The sequence below is a fragment of the Frankia gtarii genome (assembly GCF_025403375.1).
Taxonomy (GTDB): Bacteria; Actinomycetota; Actinomycetes; order Frankiales; family Frankiaceae; genus Frankia; species Frankia gtarii.
The window spans coordinates 1-3100 of sequence record NZ_JAMPTM010000447.1 but is presented as its reverse complement, the minus strand read 5'-3'; the positions used below and the strand labels follow the sequence as shown (position 1 = coordinate 3100).

Here is a 3100-nt window from a genome sequence, read left to right as displayed (position 1 = left end):
CGTCGCCCCAGCCCGCGGTTCGGTACCCGGGCGGGCCGAGAGGCCGGCGCCTGCTGGTCCGGCCATGCGCCCGATGTCCGTCGGCGTGGGCGGCCCCCCGATCGTGGCGGCTCCCGCGGGACCGCCCGGCCGGATCGGTCCCGGCGGGCCCGCGCCTGCGACCCATCATGGCTGGGGCGGCCCGGTCTGGGCGGCCGGACCGCCGGCCGGACCGCCGCGCCGCGGACCGGCTCGCTGGCTCATCCCACTCGTCCTTGTGCTGGCGATGGCCGCCGGTGCGGGCGGCACCGGCATCTTTCTGCTTGCCCGGTCGGACGACGGCCCCGTCGAGGCCGTGCGGTCCTACCTCACCGACGTCGGCGCCGGCCGTTACGACGCCGCCTACGATCGGCTCTGCAGCTCGGTTCGGGGCAACCGATCGGCCACCGAGTACACGATCATCATGCGGGCGCTTGACGGGATCAGCGGGGGTATCGCGTGGTTCGCCGTGCGGGGCGTGCAGACCCGCCACGCCATCGCCGCCCAGACGGTCCGGGATGTCCAGGTCGACGTGCGGCGCGGCAACGACCCGACGAGCCGGGAGTCCTACCAGGTCGGCCGGGAGTCCGGCGACTACTGCCTGCTCACCCCGGGCGCGCCCTTCAGCGCCGGTGCCGGCGGCGGCACCCCTGACATGCAGCCGCCGGGACCGTTTGGTGGACTGCCGGACACCCCCGATGATGGCTCAGACGGCGGTAGCTCAGGCGGCGGCGGTAGCTCAGGTGGCGGCGCCGGTCGAGGTGGTCTGGACGGCGGTCCGCCGGCCCGCGCAGCCTGATTCGCGTTCCGGTGACTCGGATGACTCGGACAGGTCCGCGGCGTTGGACGACGTGTCGGCGGTCGCGGCGGCGAGGCCGCCGCGCCGGGGGATGGCCAGGGCGCAGAGCAGGGCGAGCACGACGGCGATCACGCCCAGCCACAGGGCGGGTCGCGTCCCGTCGATGAACGCCGTCGGCGTGTCGTATCCGCCGCGGGCGGCGAAGACCGACGACAGCACCGCGATGCCGAGTACCCCCCCGAGCTCGCGCAGGGCGTTGTTGGTGCCCGAGGCGATGCCCTGCATCGTGGCCGGCACGACCCCGAGGGCGACGGTCGCGATCGGCACGAAGAACAGGGCCATGCCGACGCCGGAGAGGATGAACGGTCCGATCAGCGCCGCATACGCCGTGTGCGTCGTCAGTACCAGTGCCATCCAGGCGAGCCCGGCGGCGTTGAGCACCAGCCCGCCGAGCAGCAGCGGCCGGCCACCGATGCGGTCCGACACCGGCCCGGCGAGCGGCGCGATGAGCAGCGGCATCGCCGTCCACGGCAGGGTGCGCACACCGGCCTGCAACGGCGAGTAGCCGTAGACGTTCTGCAGTGCCTGGGCCAGCAGGAAGATCGAGCCGAACATGCCCAGCGAGAACAGCAGCGCGGTGGCGTTCACGGCGGCGAAGCCGGGGACGCGGAACAGGCTCATCGGCAGCATCGGCGCCGCGCCTCGGCGGGCGACCCGCAGTTCCCAGGCGACGAACGCACCGATGCCGAGCCCGCCGAGCACCAGGGCGGCGAGCACCGAGGTGCTCGTCCAGCCGTGCCCCTCTCCGCGGACGAGGCCAAAGGCCACGCCGAACAACCCGGCGCTGATCAGCGCGGCGCCCGCGAAGTCGAGCCTGGTGGAGCGGCCCCGCGACTCGGCGAGCGCGCGCAGCCCGACGGGCAGCGCGATGAGGCCGACCGGCACGTTGACCCAGAAGATCCACTGCCAGCTCGCGCCCTCGGTGACCGCCCCGCCGATGAGCGGGCCGACCGCGACGGCCAGCCCCGTCATCGCCCCCCAGATGCCGAGGGCGGCGCCTCGGCGCTCCTCGGGCACGGCCGCGGCGAGCAGCGTGAGGGTCAGCGGCAGCACGAAGGCCGCGCCGACGCCCTGCACGGCTCGGGCGGCGATGAGGACGGCGATGGACGGGGCGAGCGCGGCACCCGCGCTGCCCAGGGTGAACACCGCGAGACCGGCGAGGAACACCCGGCGGCGGCCGAGCCGGTCGCCCAGCGCGGCGCCGGTGAGCAGCAGGACGGCGAACGGCAGCGTGTAGGCGTTCACCGTCCATTCCAGACCCTCCAGGCCGGCGCCGAGATCGTCGCGGATCTGCGGGAGCGCGGTGGTGACCACCAGGTTGTCCAGGGACACCATGAACGCGGCCAGTGAGGTCACGACAATGGTCCAGGCGGTGCTGGGACGTCTAGGCACGGCGGATCTCCTTCCAATTTGCTTGTGAGCACTCACTACCTTTGTCAGGTAGTAATCAGTCACTACCTTGAGAACTCGGGCTGCGCTATGCCTCGCCGGGAACGAGCGGGCCGCGATCGGTTCGAAACCGGATCAGGGAGTAGGCGGTTCCGGCGCCTCGGGTCTCGGGGCGGCGGGTTTCAGCGTGGCGGGTTTCAGGGCGCCGGTGGCCGAGCCCGGCGGCGTCGGCGTGCAGACCATCTGCGCCCACTGTTCGTCGATGACGGCGAGGTCCATCGCCGCGATGATGTTGATCAGCATGCCGTAGGCGAAGAACAGCCGGATCTCGTCGGTCGGCAGGCCGGTGATGCGGATCACGGTGTCCCACAGCCGGTGGAACCCGTTGCGGGCCGCGACCTGGATGTCCGGGTCGTAGCAGCCGGAGTAGGCCTGCAACTGGTTGAGCAGGTACGTCGGGTCCGCCAGCAGCTCCTGGTAGGACTCCTTCATCGTCTCCAGCGCGGCTTCGCCGGTCAGCTCGCCGGCGGCCCGTTCGAAGTGGGTGGCGGTCCGGCGGAAGACGTCGTCGATGACGGCGAGGAACAGCGCCTTCTTCGTCGGGTACAGCCGGAACAGGTACGGCTGGGAGATGCCGGCCCGCTCGGCGATCGACTCCGTCGACGTGCCGGTCAGCCCGCCGTGGGCGAACTCCTCCACCGCGGCGGCGAGCACGCTCGCCCGCCGCTGCTCGGCGCTCATCCGTCCGCCGCCGCTGTCCGTCCGTGTCGCCACAATCGGAAGGTAGTGGTCACTCACTAACGTGTCAAGCCCGGTAACGGCGGGGGTCAGCGG

The 3100-nt window shown here is 72.5% G+C and carries 3 protein-coding genes; 1 reads left to right on the top strand and 2 read right to left on the bottom strand.

Annotation, left to right across the window (positions count from 1 at the left end; all coding sequences use genetic code 11):
- The coding region (locus tag NBZ83_RS31175) for a hypothetical protein (protein WP_261576411.1) at window positions 1-817 on the top strand (817 nt) is incomplete at its 5' end.
- Here NBZ83_RS31175 and NBZ83_RS31170 read toward each other — a convergent pair.
- Together NBZ83_RS31170 and NBZ83_RS31165 are read right to left on the bottom strand one after the other, a co-directional pair.
- Complete coding sequence (locus NBZ83_RS31170; RefSeq protein ID WP_261576410.1) at window positions 758-2269, bottom strand: DHA2 family efflux MFS transporter permease subunit; 1512 nt, start codon at window positions 2267-2269, stop codon at window positions 758-760. The two genes, NBZ83_RS31175 and NBZ83_RS31170, sit on opposite strands and share 60 nt — an antisense overlap.
- A gap of 132 nt (window positions 2270-2401) precedes the next feature.
- On the bottom strand, window positions 2402-3097 hold the full coding sequence (locus NBZ83_RS31165; protein ID WP_261571276.1) for a TetR/AcrR family transcriptional regulator: 696 nt from the start codon (window positions 3095-3097) through the stop codon (window positions 2402-2404).
- Between the last annotated feature and the right edge of the window lie 3 nt (window positions 3098-3100).